Genomic DNA, 20,262 nt, shown 5'->3' with positions numbered 1-20,262 from the left:
ATGAGGAACCCGCCATGAAACTGGTGACCGCGATTATCAAGCCATTCAAGCTCGACGACGTCCGCGAGTCGCTCTCCGAGATCGGTGTTCAGGGCATCACCGTCACTGAAGTGAAGGGCTTTGGCCGTCAGAAGGGCCACACCGAGCTGTACCGGGGAGCCGAGTACGTGGTCGACTTTCTGCCCAAGGTGAAGCTTGAGGTGGCGGTCGACGACGGCATGACCGAGCAGGTCATCGAAGCCATCGTCCAGGTCGCCAACACTGGCAAGATCGGTGATGGCAAGATCTTCGTCACTCCCCTTGAACAAGTCATTCGTATCCGTACCGGCGAGACCGACAAGGATGCTGTCTGACCTCGACCGACAAGGATGCTGTCTGACCTCGACCGACAAGGACGCTGTCTGACGACGGCGACCGGTTCTCCCCGCCAGGTGGCGCCGCTCAGCCGCGGCGTCGCAACGGCTCCAGCAGGTCGCTCAGGCCGTTGTGGTCGATCTCGTGCATCAGCGCCAGCAGGCGTCCGATCTCTCCGGGGGGAAACCCGACCCGGGCAAACCACGCCAGGTAAGGCCCGGGCAGATCGGCGATCAAGGTGCCTTGATGCTTGCCGAAAGGCATCGGCAAGGTAACCAGGCGTTCCAGGTCCTGAGGATTCATCGCTGCTCCTGAGCGGGTGGGTGAGGGAAAGACGCACAGGGTACTGGCCTGCGGGCGGCGTCGCCATCGATTCGCCTCCCCATTGAAAGTCTCCCCCGTTGAAAGTCTTCCCCATCGACGCCATGGTTATTTCCAGGTATCGACAAGGAGGCCGACATGACCACACTCGTGATAGGTGCCAACGGCCAGATCGGCCGCCAGGTCTGCGCCATCGCCCACCGCCAGGGACATCCGATTCGCGCCATGATCCGTAGCGCCGAGCAACGCGACTGGTTCGAGCAACAAGGTATCGAGACGGTCGTCGCCGACCTGGAGGGCGACTTCGCCTCCGCCTTCGAAGGTTGCGAACAGGTGCTGTTCACCGCCGGCTCCGGCCCGAACACCGGGCCCGACAAGACGCTGTTGATCGACCTCTACGCCGCTACGCGGGTGGCGGACGAGGCCAGCCGCCAGGGGCTGGATCGCATGCTGATGGTCAGCGCCATGCGCGCCGAGCAGCCGCTGCAGGCGCCGGAGAAGCTCAGGCCCTACATGGCCGCCAAGTTCGCTGCCGATGCCTACCTGCGCAGCAGCAAGGTGGACCATGTCATCGTCAAGCCAGGCCGGCTCACCGACGACGACGCCACCGGCCGTGTGGCCACGTCGCTGGACGAGACCGGGGGCAACAACCAGATCTCCAGAGCCAACGTGGCCCAGGCCCTGGTCTATCTATTGGGGCAACGAAAGATCCGTAATCACGAGACGGTGCTCCTGGACGGCGAACGCGAGATCGCCGAGGCTCTCGGCGACTGACCACCGCCACACCGGCCAGGCGACTCAATCCGCCAGCACCAACGACGACGCCGATGGCAAGTGGCCATCGGCGTCGTCGTTTGCGGCGTCCTGTCGTGGGGTCTTACTTCTCCACGAAGGCACGCTCGATGACGTAGTCGCCGGGCTCGCCCATGCGCGGGGAAATATTGAAGCCGAGCTCGTCGAGCAGTGCGCTGGTGTCGTCGAGCATGGCCGGGCTGCCGCAGATCATGGCCCGGTCCTGCTTGGGATCAATGGGCGGCAGGCCCTTGTCGTCGGTCAGCTTGCCGGTGCGGATGTGATCGGTCAGGCGGCCCATGGTGTGGAAGTCTTCACGGGTCACGGTGGGGTAGTAGACCAGCTTCTCGCTGATCTCCTCGCCCAGGTACTCGTGCGCCGGCAACTCCTTGGTGATGAAGTCGGCGTAGGCCAGCTCGTTGACGTGGCGCACGCCGTGCACCAGCACTACCTTTTCGAAGCGCTCGTAGACCTCGGGGTCCTGGATCAGGCTGAGGAAGGGCGCCAGACCGGTGCCGGTGGACAGCATGTAGAGATTGCGCCCAGGCAGCAGGTCGTCACATACCAGGGTACCGGTAGGCTTGCGGCTGACCATGATCTGATCACCCACCTGCAGGTGCTGCAGGCGAGAGGTCAGGGGACCATCGGGCACCTTGATGCTGAAGAACTCGAGGTGGTCCTCGTAGTTGGGGCTGGCCACGGAGTAGGCACGCATCAGCGGCTTGCCGTTGACCTCGAGACCGATCATCACGAACTGGCCGTTCTTGAAACGCAGGCTACGCTCACGGGTCGTGCGGAAGGCGAACAGGGAGTCGTTCCAGTGATGAACGCTCAGCACTTCTTCCAGGGCAAACTTGCTCATGCCAACTCCTTAAAATGCGTGGGCTTATTCCTGAAGTGAATAAAGCCCGATATCAAGTCTTGCGGATAATTCTAAGACCGGCCATATTATCTGTTAAATGGATTGTATGGATAACGCTTATCCAATTCATTGATATAGATGTCCATCGCCGACGTCTTTACCCCTATCGCGCCGGAGAGCCCGTGCCATGCGCTACACCCTTCGACAGCTGGAAGTCTTTGTTGCGGTCGCCCAGCACGAGAGCGTGTCCAAGGCGGCGCGCGCCCTGGCCCTGTCGCAGTCGGCGGCCAGTACCGCGCTGTCCGAACTCGAGCGCCAGTTCGACTGCCAGCTGCTCGATCGCATCGGCAAGCGCCTCAAGCTCAATGCACTGGGCTTCCAGCTGCTGCCCAAGGCGGTCGCCCTGCTCGATCGGGCCGAAGAAGTGGAAGAACTGCTCAGAGGCCAGCAAGGCATCGGCAATCTGGATGTCGGCGCCACCCTGACCATCGGCAACTATCTGGCGACGCTGTTGATCAGCGACTTCATGCAGCGCCACCCCGGCAGCCGGGTAAGGCTGCAGGTCCGCAACACTCGCTCGATCATCGATGCGGTTCGCCATCACCAGCTCGACCTGGGGCTGATCGAGGGGCAGTGCGAGGAGGACGAGGTCATCACCCAGCCCTGGGTCGAAGACGACCTGGTGGTGTTCTGTTCGCCCCGTCACCCGCTGGCCAACCGCGGGCCGGTGGAGCTCGACCGCCTGCTGCGTGAAGACTGGATCATGCGAGAGGAGGGCTCAGGCACGCGCCTGACCCTCGAACAGGCAGCCCGCCATCGGCGTGGTCGCTTCAATATCCTGCTCGAACTGGAGCATACCGAGGGCATCAAGCGTGCGGTGGAGTCGGGGCTGGGAATCGGCTGTGTCTCACGCCTGGCGCTGCGCGACGCCTTTCGGCGTGGCAGCCTGACCCCACTGCCCACGCCGGAACTGGACCTGAGTCGACAGTTCACCTTTATCTGGCACCGTCACAAGTACCTCACCGCAGGCATGCGCGAATTTCTACGCCAGTGCCGGCAGATGACGGAGGGGATCCAGCGCAGCGACGAGATCGATCTGCCGCAGGTGCCCTGAACGGAAACGACTAGCGCTATGCAGGAGAGAGCCCGCCGCGGACGGCGGGCGGCACAGATCAGCGCAGATCGTCGACGGCGTCGGTGATCTTGTCGCAGTCGGCCTTGGTCAGATCCTTGGAGAGGGAGTGGATGACCAGTTTGGCGGTGGGAGCATCGAGCTTGTCGCGCAGGTGGCCAAGAAAGCGCGGCGGCGCCACCATGATCAGCTTTTCCATGCTGTTGTCGACACGGGCACGATACAGTCGATCGGCTACCTCTCGGGCAAAGATGACTTCATGGTGCTGGGTCGCCACCTCCTCGCCGCCAGCCTGACGCGAGGCGGTAGCACTGGATTCATGTACGTCACCGCCCTTGTCGGTCACCAGATCGCCTTCGTGGAGCCGCCCTTCGGCGTGCACCAGGCTCTCGACTTCATTCAGCTTGCGTCCTGTCCGAGTGAAGATTCGCGCACGCGACGCATCGGCTACCACGATATAAGTCGTCGTCATGGTCGGTCCTCGCCTCCCTGTGTTCAGACTTCCCGGCACAATGACCGGTACAAAGTCACCATGGCAACGGACCCCGGCAGCGTCAACTGGTGGTTATTGGCGACACCGGCGTCGCCCTCCACGGACACTGACGAGCCCTGCCTCCTTTGGGGTAGCATGCAGGCATCTGTTACACGCCCCGGCGGCCTGCGGCCCTGTCCGGTTATCGCCTTTGCCTGCGCCGCACCGCTGATACTCGCGGGCCGCCCATCCTGGCGCCCTGCGAGTTCCCCTGCTGGAGGACCTCGACCATGCGCCAGTTCTTCTTTCCCCGCGCCCCACTGGCCCGGCGCACCCTGCTGAGCTGTCATTTCATTGCACAGCTCGGCGTTCTCACCGCCGGTCTGTGGTGGCTGATCCCCCGCACCCCCTGGGTCGCCATGACCACCTGGAGTGAGAGCTGGCCTCCACTGGCGCTGGGCGCCGGCCTCACCCTGCTGACCATGGTCGCACTACGCCTGCTGGCCGAGCTGTGGTTGCTGCCCCATCACCTGGGCAGTCAACGGCCCGGCTTCGCCCCCGGCGCGGTGGTCACCCGCTCCTACGATCGTCGTCCGGCGGTGCATGATGACGACAAGGCCTGGACCTCCCAGGCCCGGCCGCTGGAGGACGACGACGCGGTGGTCGGCGATGCTCGGGTGACGCGCAAGGCCGAACCGCTGAGCAAACGCGGACATCGCGAGCCCGGCCTCGACCTGAACCGTTCGTCTACCGGCGAGCCCGAGCCACAAAGGGTCCAGAAGCCGAGTCGCCAGGAGCCAAGTCTCTGACGCGGTGGTCGCCTTGACCGAGATAACGCCGCGGCTCGGTGTCCCGGCATGGCCGACATTGTGCGACTGGACGCTTTCAGGGCGTTTTCCAGGCGTCATTGAGGCTCAAGGGAGCTAGCCGAAAGTCAGCCGACCTCCAGCACAGAGCTTTTTCAGGACAGAGCTTCAGCGGCGAGCGCGCTGCCGCCATCGGCACCACAGCCAGACCGCCCCGACACCGAGTACGGCCCCCAGGATATTGGCGACGATGTCCCAGACATCGCCGCCAAGACGCCCGGGTACCGGGATCTGGGCGAACTCGATGGCGACGCCGTAGGCCACCGCCAGTCCCATGGACAGCCCACTGCGCCCGCTCGCCAACGCCAGCAGTGTTGCCAGGCCGGCGTAGGCGATCAGATGGTTGGCCTTGTCCCAGGGCAGGTCTTCCGGCAATTCGCTGGCAGGCATCAGACTGCCCCAGGCGATGACCAGGGCGGCGGTGGCGGCCAGTCCCCACCACCACCGCCCGAATGCAGACCGCCTGCCCGAGACTTCAGCCTGAGGCGATCTGGGCATGATAGGCCGGGCTCAACTCGTGCAGCGCCTCCATGAAGGCGGTGACGTTGTCGGGGTCGGTGAACTGGCTGATGCCGTGGCCGAGATTGAAGATGTGGCCGGGGCCGTGGCCGTAGCTGTCGAGGATACGGCCGACCTCGGCGCGAATCGCCGAAGGGCTGGCGAACAGCACATTGGGGTCCATGTTGCCCTGCAGTGCCACCTTGCGGCCCACCCGGCTGCGCGCGCTGGACAGTTCAGTGGTCCAGTCCAGCCCCAGGGCGTCGGCGCCGGTGTCGGCCAGATCCTCGAGCCACTGGCCGCCGTTCTTGGTGAACAGGATCACCGGTACCCGGCGCCCGTCATGTTCGCGAATCAGCCCCGCCACGATCTGCTCCATGTAGCGCAGCGAGAACTCGCGATAGGCCGGCGTGGACAGCGTCCCTCCCCAGGTATCGAAGATCTGTACCGCCTGTGCGCCAGCTCGGATCTGCGCATTGAGGTAGTCGGTCACCGCCGTGGCCAGGGTATCGAGCAGCTGATGCATCACGTCGGGGCTTGAGTAGAGCATGCCCTTGACGTGGCGAAAATCCTTGCTGGAGGCGCCTTCGACCATATAGGTCGCCAGGGTCCAGGGACTGCCGGAGAAACCGATCAGCGGCACCCGACCGTTGAGCTCGCGACGGATGGTCGAGACCGCGCGCATCACGTAGTCGAGGTCGCGTTCGGCGTCGGGCGCCGTCAGAGCTGCCACGTCTTCTGCGCTGCGCACCGGCTTGCGGAACTTGGGACCCTCGCCGGTCTCGAAGTACAAGCCCAGCCCCATGGCATCGGGGATGGTCAGAATATCGGAGAACAGGATGGCGGCGTCCAGCGGATAGCGTTCCAGCGGCTGCAGGGTGACCTCGCAGGCGCGGGCGGTATCACGACACAGGTCCATGAAGCTTCCCGCCTGGGCGCGCACTTCCTTGTACTCCGGCAGGTAGCGACCGGCCTGGCGCATCATCCAGACCGGAGTGCGATCCACCGGTTGACGCGCGAGAGCGCGCAGAAATCGATCGTTCTTCAGTTCCATGCAGGCGTCATCCAGGGAAAATGTGCGACTCATTGTACCGCAATGACTCCCGAACGCGTGGCCTCCTGCGACCCTGTGTCGTCGGCAAGGTGTCGTGAGCCTTGCACGACTTCCTGATAAACTGGGCGCCCCCTTGACGGCGCTGCCGTTGTTTCGACTCCGAGGTACCCCGTGACGATTCGCTTTATCGCCGCCTCTCGCCTGCCCACCCCCTGGGCGACCTTCACCATGCACGGCTTCGAAGACGAGGCCACGGGCAAGGATCATATCGCCCTGACCCTGGGGGAGATCGACGATGGCGCTCCTGTGCTGGGACGGGTGCACTCTGAATGCCTGACCGGCGACGCCCTGTTCTCGATGCGCTGCGACTGCGGCTATCAGCTTCAGGAAGCGCTCAAGCGTATCGCCAGCGAAGGCCGCGGTGTCATCCTCTACCTGCGTCAGGAAGGCCGCGGCATCGGCCTGCTCAACAAGATTCGCGCCTACCACCTGCAGGACCAGGGGGCCGACACCGTCGAGGCCAACGAGCGCCTGGGTTTCGCCGCCGACCTGCGCCGCTATGACCTGTGCGTGCCGATGCTCGAACACCTGGGTGTCGAGGGGCTCAAGCTGATGACCAACAACCCGCGCAAGGTCGACGCCCTGACCCAGGCCGGCGTTCAGGTGGTGGAACGCGTCGCCCTGACCACCGGGCTCAATCCCCACAACGAGCACTACCTGTCCACCAAGGCAGGCAAGCTCGGTCACATGATGGCGCTGGGTGACTTTACCCAGGCTGACGACGTGGATATCGAAAAAAAGTCATAGGCCGCGTAAGGAATCCGGCCCACCCCCGACTCAAGATCAAACGCAACATTACGCTCCATTGATCTTGACCTTCGAGGTGCCGACATGAAACTCAAGCTGCTTTCGATTGCCGCCATTGCCGCCGTGACCACACTTCCGCTGACGGCCCAGGCCGACGCCCGTGCCACCGACCTGGCCCGCGCGCTGAACAGCCAACCCCTGTCCATGCGCGACGCCATGCCACAGCAGGGCCATGAAGTGATCAATGCCCACATCGCCAGCGACAGCACCGAAGCCCTGCGCAAGGCTCGCCTGCGGCTGCAGTCTCGCCATGTGGAAATGACCGACTTCATGCTCAATCTCGACCTCGGTCGCGCCGCCACCAAGTAACAGCAAGAAAAAAATGCCTTTGTTTTTGCACCGCTACAGACATACGACCGTTTTAATAGAGCCGCCTTATCGAAGCCATAAAAGCGATTACCTGGCGCTTTCGATAGAACGCTAACAAAATACACACATCGACAGCGGGTGACGCCACCCGCTGATACCGGAAGGAGCTTCGACATGAAACCCACCTTGATCCTCGCTGCCCTGATCGTCGCCTCTCTGCCCGCTCTGGCCCAGGCTGCACCACCCAAGTACGCCCTGGCCCTGAACGAATCGCCCTTGACCGACCAGGCCCCGTTGGCCGATGACGTGCTGGGGCAGCAAGTCGCCGATGTCGAGCCTCTGGCTATCGGTGGCCAACGTATCGGCAACACCGCCGTCTCGACCCATGATGGCAAGACGCTGGCAAACGCCAGGCTGCAACTGCATCGCGACCAGGCCCAGGCCACTCGCGTTTTGCAGCAGGACGGACGACGTGTCGCGGTGACCATCTAGGCTGCGCTGTGTAAAGGCGACTTAGACCAAGGTCGAATCGGTATTTGACATTCCGTTAGCCTGTTAATATTATTGCCGCAAGTTTTCATGCAGTACCCGTTGGATACATCCTTCGAACGCCGGACAGAGTCACCAAGGTCCAGGATGACAAGGATGACAAGCTGCAGAAAAGGCAGGCCCTGAGGGGCCAAAAAATGCCACCAAAATTAAAACGACCGTTTTATTTTGAATCGGTCGAAAGCAAGAGAGACAAGGGCCACGAGGCCCAATAGGAGAGACACCATGAAAGCCACTACCAAGATCGCCGCTACTGCCCTGCTCGCCGCTGCCCTGCCGCTGACCGCCCAGGCCGACCGCGCCAGTGACCGTGCCCAGGCGCTCAACGCCGAGCCGCTGTCCAGCCTCAGCGTCGCCGCCCTCGACGCCGCCCATCAGGTCGGCAACGCCCATATCGCCGACAACGGCAGCAATGCGATGGCCAACGCCCGCTTGGAGCTGCTGCGCGAACAGGCCAAGCGTACCGACTTCGCCATGAGCGAGCATGACCTGGACCTGGCCCGTCAGGCCACCACCGGCTAATTTTTGCCGACCAGATTAAAACGACCGTTTGACTTGATGATGACCGGCAACGTCCAAATGACGCCCGGCGTCATCTCCAACAGACGATCGCGAAGGCCAGCAACACAGGCCCTTCGACAAAGACTGCAAGACGACCGCTGAAACCGACATACGCGATGGCCAAGGGCTCACCCAGAAGCCCATCAGGCCTACAGGAGAGACACCATGAAAGCCACTACCAAGATCGCCGCTACTGCCCTGCTCGCCGCTGCCCTGCCGCTGACCGCCCAGGCCGACCGCGCCACTGACCGCGCCCAGGAGCTCAACGCCGAGCCGTTGGCTCAGGTCAGCGCCAGCGCGCTGGAGGCCGCCCATCAGGTCGGCAACGCCCATATCGCCGACAACGGCAGCAACGCCATGGCCAATGCCCGGCTGGAGCTGCTACGGGTTCAGGCCAAGCGCACCGACTTCGCCATGAGCGAGCACGACCTTGACCTGGCCCGTCAGGCCACCACCGGCTAAGCGCACCGATCCGATGGGTGCCCGCGGGTAAAGACCCCGAGTACCAACGCAGAGGCCCCGCCGACGTGATGTCGGCGGGGCCTTTTTATGTGCCGGGTCTTTTTGTGCCGGGTCTTTTTATCCTCGGCCTGGGGGAGGGTCTACCGGACACGGGGCCAGGTGCGGGACCAGGCACTCAGCGACCCGGTGATCCGGCGACCCGGCCGTCGAGGCTGCGTCAGCGTGTCTGAGGCGCGGAATCGACCTGCCGTGGCTGCCACAGCGCCTTCATCACCAGCGCGATGGTCAACATCACGGCGACACCGCTGATCGCTCCGATCCAGGTGGTACCGGTGACGCCGGCCACGAAGAAGGCCACCAGTCCTGCGACACCGGCTGTCACCGCGTAGGGCAGCTGGGTGCGCACATGGTCGATATGGTCACAGCTCGACCCCGCCGACGACAGAATGGTGGTATCGGAAATCGGCGAGCAATGATCGCCGAAGATGCCGCCGCTCAGCACCGAGGCGATGGCCAGCGCCATGGGCAGGTCCATGGCCGCCGCCACCGGCATGGCGATCGGAATCATGATGGCGAAAGTGCCGTAGGAGGTGCCGGTGGTGAAGGCCACCACGGCGCCGATCAGGAACAGCAGCACCGGTACCAGGCTGGGCGGAATGCTGGCCTCGGTCAGGCTGACCAGGTAGTCGGCGGTGCCAAGCTCGGAGGTGACGCTGCCGATGGACCAGGCCAGCGCCAGGATGATGTAGACCAGGGTCATGCTCTTGATGCCCTCGACCACGATATCCATGGCCTCGCGGAAGTCGAACAGCCGCTGACTCATGCCCATGGCCAGCCCCGTCATCACCGCCACCAGGGTGGCGATCAGGATCGACTGACCGCCGTCGGCATTGCCCACCGCAGTCACCAGGTCATTTTCCGGGAAGTTGCCGGTCCACAGAAACAGCGGCGGAATCATCGCCAGCAACACCCCGATCGGCACCAGCATGTTGCGCTTGCGAGCGGTGTCTTCCGGCGCCTTGAGCTCCATGGCGTCGGTCTCGGAAGGCGGCTTGGCGGTGTCTTCCATCAGCTTGCCTGTCTCCCGGGCGCGACGTTCCGCCCGCGCCATGGGACCAAAGTCCCACTGGGTGACGACGATGTAGAAGATCATCCCCAGCGCCAGCCAGGCGTAGAAGTTCAGCGGAATCGAGGACAGGTAGATCAGGTACTCCGATCCGCTCACCTCCATCTCGCCCAGCTGAGTGCCGATCAGCCCCATGACGAAGACCACCCAGGTGGACACCGGGCCCAGCAGACACATGGGGGCCGAGGTGGAATCGACGATGTAGGCGAGCTTCTCGCGGGAGACCTTCATGCGATCGGTGATCGGACGCATCACGCTGCCCACGGTGAGGGCGTTGAAATAGTCCTCGAAGAAGATCAGCATGCCAAGGCCAAGCGTGCTGCCCTGGGCGCCACGGGCGCTGGCGACCTTGCGCGAGATGGCGCGGGCGATGGCGTGGGCGCCACCGGTACGCTGCAGCACGCTGATCAAGACCCCGAACAGGCCACAGTAGATCAGCACGGTGGCGTTCCACTCGTCGCCGATGCTCGGCACGATAAAGTCAGAAAAACTGTTGTAGAGGCCGGCGGCAGGATTGTAGCCGGCGAGCATGGTCGCCCCGAGCCAGACGCCGCAGAACAGCGCGGGAATGACGTTGCGCGTCGCCAATGCCAGCAGGATGGCCAGCAGCGGCGGCAACAGGGATAAGAGTCCGAAGGACATCGGGAGTCTCCTGGGTTCTTGTCGGTCTTGGCCCGAGGGGATGACGCCGGACGGCGTCGTGCGGGCAGCGGGGCATCCTAGGCGCTTGCGGCACAAACGGCAACCGCGCTGTCACATCCCCGCAACCGCCGTTCCAGAAGTACAAGCCAGCGCCGGCCTGCAGCTAGCTGACCACCCTGAAAATTCCCCTCGGACATCGGGTGACGGCGCCGACAGATACCTCCATCACCCCGCGACCCGCCTCCCCAACACCGACAGCCGACACCCTCTCTGGAGATACACCAGGCAACGTCCCGACGGCCCTCGCCTCAGTCAGAACGCCGCGTCTCCACCTCCACCCCCTTCATGCCCTCTGCCGTGTAGCGCTCGCCGGCAACGACGTCAGGCGCCAGGCCAGTGCCACTTGGCCCTGGGGTCGTCAGGCCTGACCGCGGGCCTGGCGAATGCGCTGGTAGGCGTTGCCGATCTCGACGGTGCGGGCCTCGGCGACCTCGCGCATGCTGTCGGGCAGGCCACGACTGGCCAGCTTGTCCGGGTGGTTCTCGCTCATCAGCTTGCGGTAGGCGCGCTTGACCTCGGCGTCACTGGCCTCGTCGCTGACACCGAGTACCTTGTAGGCATCTTCCAGCGGGCTCTGGCTCTCCTGGGTCGCGCCGGCACCATGGGAGGCGCCGCCCCGCAGCATGGCCTCGATCTGGGCGATCTCGGCCTCGCTGCAGCCGAGCCCGCGGGCCACCCGCATCAGCATGCTGTGCTCGGCCGGGTGCAGCACCCCATCGGCGGCGATGGCAGAAAGCTGCACCTGCAGGAAGATCTGGCGCAGCGCGCTGCGCCCGCGCGTCAGCCGGGCCACCCGTGCGATCTCGCCGTCGAGGTCGAAGTCACTGGCGCGCCCGCGCTCGAAGGCGGCGCGGGCGCTGGCACGGGTGCTTTCCGGCAGACGCAGGCGCACCAGCAATTGCTCCAGGACCTGGCGTTCCTCGCCGCTGACCTGACCATCGGCCTGGCACACCGCCCCCATCACCGCAAAGGTGGAGTCCATGAACTGACGTTGCATCTCGGCCAGGCCCTTGCTGAGCATCAGACCGCCGCGCAGGCGCCCGCCCAGCCACCAGCCGATACCGCCGCCGATCAGCATGCCCAGCGGCCCACCGGCCAGGAAGCCCACTACCGCGCCAATCACGATGATGGTCAGCATAAAATCCTCTCTTGTGCGCTACGTCACCAAGCGGCGACGCCACGTCTTTTTCTGTTTCGGCCCTGGCCAACCGTCGCGGCGATGCCAGGTCCCGCCAAAGGGGTATGAGCAGGCAGCATACCATCGCCGTCGAGCCGGCGGCGAAGGTCCAGCCTTCGCTGTTTCATCGAATGGTCATCTGCAAGCGCGACACTGCACGCCATTTCAAGCCGCTCGGTTCACACTCCCATGCGACTATCGATCACGCGCCTTGCCATCGTCGGCGCCATCGCTTCCGCCAGCATCAGCGTCAGCCTGGCCTCCAATGCTTCGGTATTCCCCTGGCAGGGTTTGCTGGGGGTGGACACGCCGCCATCTGACACTGCCAGGTCCGTCATCGAACGCCTGGTCGAAAGCGCCAGCCATCGCTGAGCCTGGTCCCAGACGCCATCGGCCCCCTGGAGCGGGGGCCGATGGCATGACAGACATACTCGTGCCGCGCGCGACGCAGGCGCCCTCGCTCAGCGCTTTCGGTGCTTGTCCAGACGGCGTCGAATCGCCGCCTCGATACCGTCGGCATCGAGGCCACAGTCACGCAGCAGCTCAGCCGGCTTGCCGTGTTCGGCAAAGACATCGGGCAGGCCCAGGTTGAGCACCGGCACCGCGACACCCTCGGCCAGCAGCAGTTCGTTGACGCCACTGCCGGCGCCTCCGGCCACCACGTTTTCTTCCAGGGTGACCAGCAGGTCGTGGCCGCGGGCGGCCTCTAGCACGGCTTCACGATCCAGCGGTTTGACGCTGCGCATATTGATGTGGGAGGCGTCTAGCCGCTCGGCCACCACCCCGGCGGGGTCATTGAGGCTACCGAAGGCCAGCAGCGCCACGCCCTTGCCCTGACGCCGCGGCTCGGCCACACCGATGGGCAGCGGCTCGAGGTCGGCGGGAATGGGCACGCCGGGACCGGTACCGCGGGGATAGCGTACCGCCGCTGGCCCCGGATGATGGTAGGCGGCGCTGAGCATGGCGCGACACTCGGCCTCGTCCGCCGGCGCCAGCACCACCATGCCCGGTACGCAGCGCAGGTAGGTCAAATCCAGGGCGCCGTGGTGGGTGGGCCCATCCTCACCGACCAGGCCGGCACGATCGATGGCGAAGGTCACGTCCAGCTCCTGCACCGCCACGTCGTGGATCAACTGGTCATAGCCACGCTGCAGGAAGGTCGAGTAGATCGCCACCACCGGCTTCATTGCCTCGCAGGCCATGCCGGCGGCCAGGGTCACCGAGTGCTGCTCGGCGATGGCCACGTCGTAGTAGCGTTCGGGGTACTCCCTGGAGAAACGGATTAAATCCGACCCCTCACGCATGGCCGGGGTGATACCGATCAGACGTTCGTCGGCGGCGGCCATGTCACAGATCCAGTCGCCGAACACGCTGCAGTACTTCTTCTTTGGCGGCGCATTCGACGCGGTCACCGGGGGCTTGGCTTTGGCGGCCTCCGGCGTCTCCAGCTTGGTGATGGCGTGGTAGCCGATGGGATCGGACTCCGCCGGCAGGAAGCCCCGGCCCTTGCACGTCTTCACGTGCAGAAACTGTGGTCCGTCCAGCTCACGCATGCTGGTGAGGGCATCGGTCAGGGCGTCGATATCGTGGCCGTCGATGGGCCCGACATAATTGAAGCCCATCTCCTCGAACAGGGTGGCCGGGCTGACCATGCCCTTGACGTGCTCCTCGGTGCGCCGCGCCAGCTCCAGCGCTCCCGGCAGGTGGGACAGCACCCGCTTGCCGTTCTCGCGCATGCTCAGATAGGGCTTGCTGACCAGAATCCGTGCCAGGTAGCTGGCCACGCCACCGACGTTCTCGGAGATCGACATCTCGTTGTCGTTGAGCACGACCAGCAGGTTGGCGTTGACGTGGCCGGCGTGGGCCAGGGCCTCGAAGGCCATGCCCGCGGTCAGGGCGCCGTCGCCGATGACGGCACAGACGCGCCGCTCCTGCTTCTGCGTGCGCGCCGCCAGAGCCATGCCCAGGGCCGCCGAGATGGAGGTGCTGGAATGGCCGACGCCAAAGGTGTCGTACTCCGACTCGGCACGCCGGGGAAAGGCGGCCAGACCACCGTAGCGACGAATGCTGGTCATGGCCTCGCGGCGGCCGGTCAGGATCTTGTGGGGATAGGCCTGGTGGCCCACGTCCCACACCAGGCGATCGTGGGGCGTGCGGAAGGCGTGGTGCAGCGCCACGGTCAGCTCGACCACACCAAGGCCGGCGCCGAAGTGGCCGCCGGAAACGCCGACGCTATACAGCAGGTAGGCGCGCAGCTCGTCGGCCACGCGCTTGAGCTGCTCTGCGCTCATGGCACGCAGCGCAGCCGGGGTATCCAGAGTATCGAGCAGCGGTGTCGCCGGCCGCTCGGTGGGAATCGTGTCGAACAGCTTCATGTTAGCCCTGTGGTCGTCAGTGATCGCGCTCGATCATGTAGCGGGCAAGCCCGGCCAGAGGCGCCGCCGCCTCGCCCAGCGGGGCGATGGCGTCGAGTGCCTCGTCGATCAGCGCACCGGCCTTGGCTCGGGCGCCGTCAAGCCCGAGCAGGGCGGGATAGGTCGGCTTGTCGCGGGCCGCGTCGGCCCCCGAGGTCTTGCCGAGGGTATCGGTGTCGCCGGTGACGTCCAGCACGTCGTCATGCACCTGAAACGCCAGGCCCATGGCCGCAGCATAGGTGTCCAACGCCCCCAGACGCGAATCGTCCTCGGCCACCGCCACCAGTCCACCGAGGCGAACCGCAGCGCGAATCAGCGCACCGGTCTTGTGGCGGTGCATGGTTTCCAGCATCGCCAGGTCGGGACGTTCGCCCACCACCGCCAGATCCAGCGCCTGGCCGGCGGCCATGCCGTCGCGACCAGACGCCTTGGCCAGGGTCGCCACCAGGGCGCCCAGGCGGGGCGAGCGAGAGCTCGCCAGCAGTTCGAATGCCAGCGTCTGCAGGGCGTCACCGGCGAGAATCGCCGAGGCCTCGTCGAAGGCCTTGTGCACCGTGGGCTGGCCACGTCGCAGGTCGTCGTCGTCCATCGCCGGCAGGTCATCGTGGACCAGCGAGTAGGCGTGGATCAGCTCGATCGCGGCGGCGGGGATATCGAGCTCGTCGTCGTCGGCTCCCAGCGCACGCCCTGCGGCGTAGACCAGGATGGGACGCAGGCGCTTTCCTCCGACCAGCAGGCCGTGGCGCATCGCCGCCTCGAGCCGGGGTTCGACGACGTGGCGCTGTTCGAACAGCCCCTCGAGGCAGCGGTCTACCCGCGCCCGGTCTGCGGCCAAGCGGGCCAGCATGGTGTCAGCGTTCACCCGGTTCCTCCCCGATATCAAAAGGCGACAGCTGCATGCCACCGTCGGCGTTCTCCGTCAGGCTGCGCACCTTGAGTTCGGCCTCGTCGAGCCGCTTCTGGGCATCTCGCGTCAAGGCCACGCCCTGCTCGAAGGCCTTGAGCGACTCCTCCAGCGTCAGCTCGCCGGACTCCAGGCGCTCGACCAGTGTCTCCAGCTGGGTCATGGCCGAGGCGAAGTCGAGCGACTCGTCATCTTTCTGTGTTGGCTGGCGGTCCTGCGTTGCCATGCGCCCCTCCAGGCGGCGGGTCAAAGGCTGACCCGAGATTGCGAGTTCACGGCCGACGATGGGCCACCCGGGAAACGCAGGCTCGCTGACGACGTCCGGCCTTTCCCCAAAGGGCGACAGTATACACGCTCTCCCCCCGGGGTCGTCTGCCCTGGCCCTTATCCGCGGCCCGCGAAGCGCCCCTCGAAAGGACGGCGGTACATGCAGATGGCTCATGCTGCGGTGCAAGGATTTTCAACGTGAAAATGCCGCCCTGTGGTACTCTATGGACCCTGATTTTTCGCCTGCCCCACCACACAGCCGCTGGCTGCCGCCAACTCCAAGAGGTTGATTCGACCATGGCCAAAACGTCCCTGGACAAGAGCAAGATCAAGATCCTGCTGCTCGAGGGCGTCCACCAGAGTGCAGTGGACAATTTTCTCAACGCCGGATACACCAATATCGAGCATATGCCGACCTCGCTCGACGAAGAGTCGCTGATCGAGAAGATCCGTGATGTTCACTTCATCGGCATTCGCTCCCGCACCCAGCTCACCGAGCGGGTGTTCGCGGCGGCCGAGAAGCTGGTGGCGGTCGGTTGCTTCTGCATCGGTACCAATCAGGTCGATCTCACGGCGGCGCTGGTGCGCGGCATTCCGGTGTTCAACGCCCCCTACTCCAACACCCGTTCGGTGGCGGAGCTGGTGCTGGCCGAGGCCATCATGCTGCTGCGCGGGATTCCCGAGAAGAACGCCCGTGCTCACCAGGGCGGCTGGCTGAAGAGCGCCAAGAACAGCCACGAGGCCCGCGGCAAGACCCTCGGCATCGTCGGCTACGGCAGCATCGGCTCGCAATTGTCGGTGCTGGCCGAGGCGCTCGGCTTCGACGTCATCTACTACGACGTCATCACCAAGCTGGCCATGGGCAACTCGCGCCAGGTCGCCAGCCTCGAGGAGCTGCTCGCCCGCTCCGACGTGGTCAGCCTGCACGTGCCCGACCTGCCGTCCACCCGCTGGATGATCGGCGAGGAGCAGATCAGCCTGATGAAGCCCGGCGCCATCCTGATCAACGCCGCCCGCGGCAGCGTGGTAGTGATCGAGGCCCTGGCCGAGGCGATCAAGGAAGGCCGACTCAACGGCGCCGCCATCGACGTCTTCCCGGTGGAGCCCAAGGGCAACGCCGACGAGTTCGAAAGCCCGCTGCGTGGCCTCGAGAATGTCATCCTCACCCCGCACATCGGTGGTTCCACCCTGGAGGCCCAGGAGAACATCGGCGTCGAGGTGTCCGAGAAGCTGGTGACCTTCTCCGACAACGGCACCAGCATCACCTCGGTCAACTTCCCCGAGGTTGCACTGCCGGCCCACCCGGACAAGCACCGCCTGCTGCACATCCACGAGAACGTGCCCGGCGTGATGTCCGAGATCAACCGGGTGCTGTCGGAAAACGACATCAACATCTCCGGCCAGTACCTGCAGACCAATGAAAAGGTCGGCTACGTGGTCATCGACGTCGACAAGGCCTACGGTCCCCAGGCGCTCGAAGCCCTGCGCGAGGTGAACCACACCCTGCGCACCCGGGTGCTGTACTCCGAGACCAACTACGCCGACTGAGCGGCGGACGTAGCGCCTGCACGCGGCGAGCTATCCCGCGCGGCAGCTATCGCACTCGGGATGACGATGAGGCGCCGCTCTCCTTCGGGAGGGCGGCGCCTTTTTACTCGCAGGCCTTTTTACTCGCTGCACGCTCACGGTCCCCGTTCCCGACCATCACAAGCCGACGCCCAAAAGCCTGTGGCGCAGCGAGAAAACGCCTATCCTGAGCGTCTTCCCGATGACCTCTTCAAAGGATGCACGATGCCAACCGGACTGGCCTATCTGATCGTGGTGCTGGTGTGGGCCTCCACCCCGCTGGCCATCAAGTGGAGCGCCGAGGCCGGCGCCCCCATCGGCAGCGTGATGCTGCGCATGGGCCTGGCGCTGATCGCCGGCAGTCTGATCCTGCTGGTACTGAGACGCGGCGTCCGCCTCGATCGCCGCGCCCTTGCCAGCTACGCCGCCGCGGTGCCGGGGGTGTTCGGCGCCATGGCGCTAAGCTACCACGCCTCCCAGTTTCTGCCCTCGGGCCTGCTGTCGGTGATGTTCGGCATGGCGCCGTTGATCTCCGGCTTCATCCTCCAGGCCCTGCCCGGCAGCACCCGGCTCAGGCGTTGGCACTGGATCGGCTGCGGTCTGGGGGTGGCGGGGCTGGCGGTAGTATTCGCCGACAGCCTGACCCTGGGCGGCGGCGCCCAGGTGCTGGCACTGGCCATGATGCTGTCGGCGGTGACCCTGTTCAGCGCCAGCGGCATCGCCGTGCAGCGGGTGGCCGCCGGGCTGGATCCGTTGCAACAGACCGTGGGGGCGCTGGCCGGCTCCATGCCCTGCTTTCTGGTGTTATGGCTCGCCAGCGGCGAACCGCTGATGATTCCACTCAGCCCCCGCGGGCTATGGGCGGTGCCATACCTGGCGCTGTTCGGCTCGCTGATCGGCTTCCTCTGCTACTACCTGATCCTGTCTCGGCTGCACGCCGCCAGCGTCGCCCTGGTGACCCTGATCACCCCGGTGCTGGCGCTGACCCTCGGCATGCTGCTCAATCAGGAAACCCCTTCACCTTCGATGCTGCTAGGCGCACTACTGATTCTGGTGGCGCTGGGTGCCTACCTGTTCGGGGACCGACTGAGCCGGCGTCGAGCCGCCCGCGAGGCCGCCAGGCCCTGAAGCAGAGGGGCACTTGACAAGCCCTGACGTCACGGCCATTTTGTACACAATAACGGTCATATATTGCGCACCACAATGGTACACAGGCCGCTCGATATCGGTGCAGCGTGAACCGTGAAATTGATGACGCTCACCGCCCTCGGCGGCTGTTTCTGAAGGCACCTGAACCAGGTATCCGCTACGCGACGAGCCCTCGCCCTCCTTGACCAAGGGACGGCGTCGGGAGCAGGGCACGATGCTTGGGTAACCCTTCGCTCGGCGAAGCCAACCCAGGAGAACTGCATGAGCTCACATCCCCCCGTCACTTGGATCAAGCATCCACTGGCCGCCAGCGACCCTGACGCGGCCGGTGGTGTCGTCGTTCAGGACGGCCGAATCATCGAAGCCGTGGCCGCCGGCCAGACGCCCCGAACCCGCGTCGAGCAGACCTTCGATGCCTCCCGCCACGTGCTGCTGCCTGGCCTGGTCAACACCCACCACCACTTCTACCAGACCCTGACCCGGGCCTACTCGCCGGCGCTCAACAAGGAGCTGTTTCCCTGGCTCACCACCCTTTACGACGTCTGGGCCAACCTCGACGAGGCCCAGCTGGCGCTGGCCAGTGAGCTGGCCATGGTGGAGCTGCTGATGAGCGGCTGTACCACCGTGGCCGACCATCACTACGTGTTCTCCGGCGCGCTCGAGCACGCCATCGACGTCCAGGTGGAGACCGCGCGTCGGCTCGGTGTGCGCGCCGCCCTGACCCGCGGCTCGATGAGCGTGGGGCGCGAGCAGGGCGGGCTACCGCCCCAGTCGGTGGTGCAGGATGAGGCGACCATCCTCGACGAGAGCACCCGTCTGATCGACGCCTACCATCAGCGCGGCGAGGGCGCCATGGTGACCCTGGCGCTGGCGCCCTGCTCGCCCTTCTCGGTCAGCCGTGAGCTGATGGTCGACAGCGCTCGCCTGGCCGAGCAGAAGGACGTGCGCCTGCACACCCACCTGGCAGAAACCGAGGACGAGACGCAGTACTGTCAGAAGCTGTTCGGGATGCGACCGCTGGACTACCTCGAGGCCACCGGTTGGCTCAGCGATCGCACCTGGCTGGCCCACGGCATCCACTTCAACGACGACGAGGTCGCCCGCCTCGGCCAAGCCGGCACCGGCATCGCCCACTGCCCCTCATCCAACATGGTGCTGGGCTCTGGCATGTGCCGCACCCTGGAACTCGAGGCCGCAGGTTGCCCGGTAGGCCTGGCGGTGGACGGCTCGGCCTCGGCGGATCACTCCAACCTGGCCGAGGAGATGCGCCAGGCGATGCTGATCGGCCGCCTGCGCTACTCACCCAGCCAGGTACGTCACCAGGACGTCATCCGCTGGGCCACCGAAGGCTCCGCGCGTTGTCTGGGGCGCAGCGACATCGGCGGACTGAAGGTTGGCCAGCAGGCCGATCTGGCGCTGTTCCGGCTGGACGAGCCGCGCTTCTCGGGCGCCGAGAACCCGCTGGCCGCGCTGCTGCTGTGCGGTGCCCACCGTGCCGACCGAGTGATGGTGGCCGGCCAGTGGCGGGTGGCCGACGGCCAGCCGCTCGACGTCGATCTGGGCGAGCTGATGGCCCGCCACAACGCGGCGGCGGTGCGGCTAAGGCGCGCGGTCTAGGAGGCTCGGGGCTAGCCTGGACGCACACATTCGAACAGGACAACGGGAAGACAAAAGGCAACAACAGCGAACGACGAACGGATCTCGAGCGCAGCGCGGCACCACGGGCCAGGGCCGACGCTGCCGCCGCCTGACAACGGTCGCCGTGCCACGGCAGTCAGCACAGACGGTCTGACACCTGTCACGGTCTCCGGGGTTTCGCCGCCGACGCTCCGACAAGGACGCCGGTGCTACAACGACA

The 20,262-nt window shown here is 65.2% G+C and carries 23 protein-coding genes; 13 read left to right on the top strand and 10 right to left on the bottom strand.

The features are described 5' to 3' along the window. The first annotated feature begins 14 nt into the window (after window positions 1–14). Window positions 15–353: a P-II family nitrogen regulator gene (glnK, locus tag NFG58_RS00530; protein WP_045993907.1), complete on the top strand. Its 339-nt coding sequence runs from the start codon at window positions 15–17 to the stop codon at window positions 351–353. 88 nt (window positions 354–441) lie between these two features. On the opposite strand, the gene NFG58_RS00525 is transcribed toward glnK, so the two are convergent. Further along, complete coding sequence (locus NFG58_RS00525) at window positions 442–657, bottom strand: DUF3820 family protein (RefSeq protein ID WP_045993906.1); 216 nt, start codon at window positions 655–657, stop codon at window positions 442–444. Window positions 658–813: 156 nt separating this feature from the next. Here NFG58_RS00525 and NFG58_RS00520 point away from each other — a divergent pair, with 156 nt between their 5' ends. Continuing rightward, complete coding sequence (locus tag NFG58_RS00520) at window positions 814–1,449, top strand: SDR family oxidoreductase (protein WP_287163608.1); 636 nt, start codon at window positions 814–816, stop codon at window positions 1,447–1,449. A 103-nt stretch (window positions 1,450–1,552) separates the two neighbouring features. Here NFG58_RS00520 and NFG58_RS00515 read toward each other — a convergent pair whose 3' ends face one another. Beyond that, complete coding sequence (locus NFG58_RS00515; protein WP_348827391.1) at window positions 1,553–2,329, bottom strand: ferredoxin--NADP reductase; 777 nt, start codon at window positions 2,327–2,329, stop codon at window positions 1,553–1,555. A 187-nt stretch (window positions 2,330–2,516) separates the two neighbouring features. On the opposite strand from NFG58_RS00515, the gene NFG58_RS00510 reads away from it, so the two are divergent. Continuing rightward, the gene (locus NFG58_RS00510) at window positions 2,517–3,443 is read left to right on the top strand and encodes a LysR family transcriptional regulator (RefSeq protein WP_045993903.1); all 927 of its coding nucleotides are present in this window, start codon (window positions 2,517–2,519) and stop codon (window positions 3,441–3,443) included. A gap of 58 nt (window positions 3,444–3,501) precedes the next feature. Here NFG58_RS00510 and NFG58_RS00505 read toward each other — a convergent pair whose 3' ends face one another. Next, the gene (locus NFG58_RS00505; RefSeq protein WP_045993902.1) at window positions 3,502–3,933 is read right to left on the bottom strand and encodes a host attachment protein; all 432 of its coding nucleotides are present in this window, start codon (window positions 3,931–3,933) and stop codon (window positions 3,502–3,504) included. Window positions 3,934–4,223: 290 nt separating this feature from the next. On the opposite strand from NFG58_RS00505, the gene NFG58_RS00500 reads away from it, so the two are divergent. Then, entirely contained in the window at window positions 4,224–4,742 is a 519-nt protein-coding gene (locus NFG58_RS00500; RefSeq protein WP_348827390.1) for a hypothetical protein, read from the top strand. A gap of 165 nt (window positions 4,743–4,907) precedes the next feature. Here NFG58_RS00500 and NFG58_RS00495 read toward each other — a convergent pair whose 3' ends face one another. Further along, window positions 4,908–5,297: a VanZ family protein gene (locus NFG58_RS00495; protein WP_348827389.1), complete on the bottom strand. Its 390-nt coding sequence runs from the start codon at window positions 5,295–5,297 to the stop codon at window positions 4,908–4,910. Further along, window positions 5,275–6,351, bottom strand: coding sequence for a uroporphyrinogen decarboxylase (hemE, locus tag NFG58_RS00490; protein WP_348828108.1), 1,077 nt, complete (start codon window positions 6,349–6,351; stop codon window positions 5,275–5,277). Before hemE ends, NFG58_RS00495 begins: the two co-directional genes overlap by 23 nt. Before the next feature lie 171 nt (window positions 6,352–6,522). Here hemE and ribA point away from each other — a divergent pair, with 171 nt between their 5' ends. The 5 genes from ribA (at window position 6,523) to NFG58_RS00465 (ending at window position 9,099) form a co-directional block, all read left to right on the top strand. Beyond that, window positions 6,523–7,158 (top strand): GTP cyclohydrolase II, encoded by a 636-nt coding sequence (gene ribA / locus NFG58_RS00485; RefSeq protein WP_045993900.1) that lies wholly within the window; start codon window positions 6,523–6,525, stop codon window positions 7,156–7,158. Window positions 7,159–7,242: 84 nt separating this feature from the next. Then, entirely contained in the window at window positions 7,243–7,527 is a 285-nt protein-coding gene (locus NFG58_RS00480; protein ID WP_045993899.1) for a hypothetical protein, read from the top strand. A gap of 174 nt (window positions 7,528–7,701) precedes the next feature. Next, entirely contained in the window at window positions 7,702–8,019 is a 318-nt protein-coding gene (locus NFG58_RS00475) for a hypothetical protein (RefSeq protein WP_348827388.1), read from the top strand. A gap of 282 nt (window positions 8,020–8,301) precedes the next feature. Further along, a complete protein-coding gene (locus tag NFG58_RS00470; RefSeq protein WP_108131883.1) occupies window positions 8,302–8,598 on the top strand; it encodes a hypothetical protein in 297 nt (98 codons plus the stop codon). 204 nt (window positions 8,599–8,802) lie between these two features. After that, window positions 8,803–9,099: a hypothetical protein gene (locus NFG58_RS00465; RefSeq protein ID WP_222516226.1), complete on the top strand. Its 297-nt coding sequence runs from the start codon at window positions 8,803–8,805 to the stop codon at window positions 9,097–9,099. A 217-nt stretch (window positions 9,100–9,316) separates the two neighbouring features. On the opposite strand, the gene NFG58_RS00460 is transcribed toward NFG58_RS00465, so the two are convergent. Together NFG58_RS00460 and djlA are read right to left on the bottom strand one after the other, a co-directional pair. Beyond that, complete coding sequence (locus tag NFG58_RS00460; RefSeq protein WP_108131884.1) at window positions 9,317–10,867, bottom strand: Na+/H+ antiporter NhaC family protein; 1,551 nt, start codon at window positions 10,865–10,867, stop codon at window positions 9,317–9,319. A 418-nt stretch (window positions 10,868–11,285) separates the two neighbouring features. After that, on the bottom strand, window positions 11,286–12,065 hold the full coding sequence (djlA, locus tag NFG58_RS00455) for a co-chaperone DjlA (RefSeq protein WP_045993894.1): 780 nt from the start codon (window positions 12,063–12,065) through the stop codon (window positions 11,286–11,288). 228 nt (window positions 12,066–12,293) lie between these two features. On the opposite strand from djlA, the gene NFG58_RS00450 reads away from it, so the two are divergent. Then, complete coding sequence (locus tag NFG58_RS00450; RefSeq protein ID WP_108131886.1) at window positions 12,294–12,476, top strand: hypothetical protein; 183 nt, start codon at window positions 12,294–12,296, stop codon at window positions 12,474–12,476. An 89-nt stretch (window positions 12,477–12,565) separates the two neighbouring features. Here NFG58_RS00450 and dxs read toward each other — a convergent pair whose 3' ends face one another. The 3 genes from dxs to NFG58_RS00435 are packed head-to-tail and all read right to left on the bottom strand — an operon-like array spanning window position 12,566 to window position 15,648. After that, window positions 12,566–14,479, bottom strand: a complete 1,914-nt coding sequence (dxs, locus tag NFG58_RS00445; protein ID WP_348827387.1) for a 1-deoxy-D-xylulose-5-phosphate synthase — start codon at window positions 14,477–14,479, stop codon at window positions 12,566–12,568. Window positions 14,480–14,495: 16 nt separating this feature from the next. Beyond that, window positions 14,496–15,365 (bottom strand): (2E,6E)-farnesyl diphosphate synthase, encoded by an 870-nt coding sequence (gene ispA, locus NFG58_RS00440; RefSeq protein WP_045993952.1) that lies wholly within the window; start codon window positions 15,363–15,365, stop codon window positions 14,496–14,498. 4 nt (window positions 15,366–15,369) lie between these two features. Then, window positions 15,370–15,648, bottom strand: coding sequence for an exodeoxyribonuclease VII small subunit (locus NFG58_RS00435; RefSeq protein ID WP_045993891.1), 279 nt, complete (start codon window positions 15,646–15,648; stop codon window positions 15,370–15,372). A 338-nt stretch (window positions 15,649–15,986) separates the two neighbouring features. Between NFG58_RS00435 and serA the strand changes: the two genes are divergently transcribed. The 3 genes from serA (at window position 15,987) to NFG58_RS00420 (ending at window position 20,021) form a co-directional block, all read left to right on the top strand. Next, window positions 15,987–17,237, top strand: a complete 1,251-nt coding sequence (gene serA, locus NFG58_RS00430) for a phosphoglycerate dehydrogenase (RefSeq protein WP_045993890.1) — start codon at window positions 15,987–15,989, stop codon at window positions 17,235–17,237. Window positions 17,238–17,480: 243 nt separating this feature from the next. After that, a complete protein-coding gene (locus NFG58_RS00425; RefSeq protein WP_348827386.1) occupies window positions 17,481–18,383 on the top strand; it encodes a DMT family transporter in 903 nt (300 codons plus the stop codon). 282 nt (window positions 18,384–18,665) lie between these two features. Next, entirely contained in the window at window positions 18,666–20,021 is a 1,356-nt protein-coding gene (locus tag NFG58_RS00420) for an 8-oxoguanine deaminase (protein WP_222568036.1), read from the top strand. Window positions 20,022–20,262: the final 241 nt, after the last annotated feature.

The organism is Halomonas sp. RT37, from assembly GCF_040070525.1.
Classification (GTDB): domain Bacteria; phylum Pseudomonadota; class Gammaproteobacteria; order Pseudomonadales; family Halomonadaceae; genus Halomonas; species Halomonas litopenaei.
The sequence above is the reverse complement of the archived record's forward strand: the minus strand, read 5'-3'. Positions and strand labels throughout refer to the sequence as shown.